Source organism: Streptomyces sp. sk2.1, from assembly GCF_008120935.1.
GTDB lineage: Bacteria > Actinomycetota > Actinomycetes > Streptomycetales > Streptomycetaceae > Streptomyces.
Genome location: NZ_RDBO01000308.1, coordinates 1 through 2,050 on the forward strand (window position 1 = coordinate 1; position 2,050 = coordinate 2,050).

The 2,050-nt window shown below is 71.8% G+C and carries 1 protein-coding gene and 1 pseudogene; both read left to right on the plus strand.

The annotated features are described in order from the left end of the window. The coding region (locus tag EAO76_RS44135; protein ID WP_399463878.1) for a DUF6507 family protein at positions 1-468 on the plus strand (468 nt) is incomplete at its 5' end. Continuing rightward, positions 465-2,050, plus strand: a pseudogene (locus EAO76_RS44140) (hypothetical protein); the annotation flags it as partial. The gene EAO76_RS44135 and the pseudogene EAO76_RS44140, both read left to right, overlap by 4 nt.

Genomic DNA, 2,050 nt, shown 5'->3' on the forward strand with positions numbered 1-2,050 from the left:
GCAATCAGCAAACCGTCAATCGGTCAACGTTGGCTTGCTTATGWCGTGGTGGGGTGGGACATCAGGCCGCAGGGGGTTCAGGGCCAGTTGAGGGTGGTCGGCGGTCATGCCGGTGATCTGCAGAAGGCCCTGACGGCGATGCTGGAGACGGTGTCGGAGGCGGCGCAGGCGGCGGGGACGGCGGTGCCGGGTGTGCAGGCGTCAACTCCTGTGCAGGGTCCGGTGGTTGCGGGGCAGGCGCCGTTGTCGCGTGCGGCGATGGGTCCGGTGGCCGCGGCGCTGGGCGAGTACCTGCGGGAGCGTGACCGGGACTTCCGGTCGATGGCCGAGCGCACGGAGGCGTCGGTTCTGGGTGCGGTGGAGGCGACGGGGGCGTACTGCCGGGGCGATCTGGAGGCCGCCGAGCACGCGCAGCGGGCGGCGAGGGCGGTGCGGCTGGACCTTCTCAGGCGCGGAGAGCACCGGTGAGCGGGGCGGGGCCGGTCGATCCGGTCGGCATACCCGTCTTCACGGGTGATCTGGCGTTGCTGGACACCAAGGTGACGGCCCTGTCGGGGCATGGGGCGAAGATCGCGGGGGCGGCGGGGGACGTGCACCGCAGTTTCGGCGGGCTGCGTGCCTTCTACAGGGCTCCGGAGGCGGAGCAGCTGTTCGCGACGACGGGTCCGGTCGCGGCGAAGGGCCAGTCGCTCAGTTCGGACCTGTGCGTGATCGCCGGGGCGCTGGGCACGTACTCGGACGATGCGTTTCCGCTGGTGGAGAAGCTGAAGGAGCTGAAGCGGGACGCGGTGGCCTTCCGGGTGAAGGTCGACGGCGACGACGAGTGGTCCGAGGACGGGGACCTGGTCGAGGAGAACAACCGGCGCCGGGGCGAGATCGCGGAGGTGTGGGCGGCGTTCCAGGAGGTGGAGCGGGCCTGCCACGCCAAGATCGTCGCCCTGGTCGGCGGCACTCCGCTGAAGACCGGTGACGGCTCGGGCAAACCCGGCACCTACGGCTACGACGCCGAGGCCCTCAAGCAGGCGGAGTCCCTGCCGTGGGGTGAGGCGGTTGAGGAGTCGACGCCATGGTGGCAGGTGTGGGAGCACGCCTACGACTTCGGCAAGGGCTTCCTCGTCGACGGTGTCTGGGGCACCTTGAAGGGTCTGGGCACCCTGGCCGGCTTCGACGGCGGGGATGCGGCGAAGGAGGCCTGGACCGGGCTGGCGAAACTCGCCACCGGTCTCTCCCCCGCCGCCCAGCTCGCCCTGCGCGCGCTGCCCGGCGACCATTCCGCGTGGCTGCGTGACTCCGGTACCGCGGTGAAGGAGACCGGCAAGGCCCTCATCGCCTGGGACCAGTGGGGCTCCAACCCCTCCCGCGCGGCCGGAGCGGTCACCTTCAACGTCCTGACCACCGCCTTCACCGGCGGCACCGGCGGCGCGGCCTCGGGCGCCGGAAAGGCCGGCCTGGCCGCCAAGGCCCTCTCCCTCACCAGTAAAACCGCCCGCGCCGTCGACCCCATGACCTACCTCTTCAAGGGCGCGGGCGCGGGCCTGACCCGGATCAGCGACGTGATGGCCGGTCTGAAGGGCCTGGGCAGGTTCGAGGTCCCGACCATCGACCTGGACGGCGCGATCGCCCTGCCCGAAGGCGCCGCGCACCTCCCCGACGGGACGATCCACCTCCCGCCGGGCACGACGGTCCCCGACGGGGCGACCAAACTCCCCGACGGCAGCATCAAGCTCCCCGAGGGCACCACCACCTTCCCACCGGGCACGGTGAAACTCCCCGGAAACGGCCCGTCACAGTTCCTGGACCCCGACGGCACCATCTACAACGCTGCGGGCGACATCGTCCAGCACGCCAAGGACGCCCCGACAGGCAACCCGGCCGCGAGCGCGGACACCCCGCACACCGACGCCCCGAAGACGGACTCCCCGGCCACGGCCGAGATCCCGGAACGCGAACTGGCGGGCGTCGGCGGCCGCAACGGCGACGACACGACCCGCCTGGGCAGCGACACCCCCGACCCCCTCCACAGAAGCGACCACACCCCGGACCACACCCC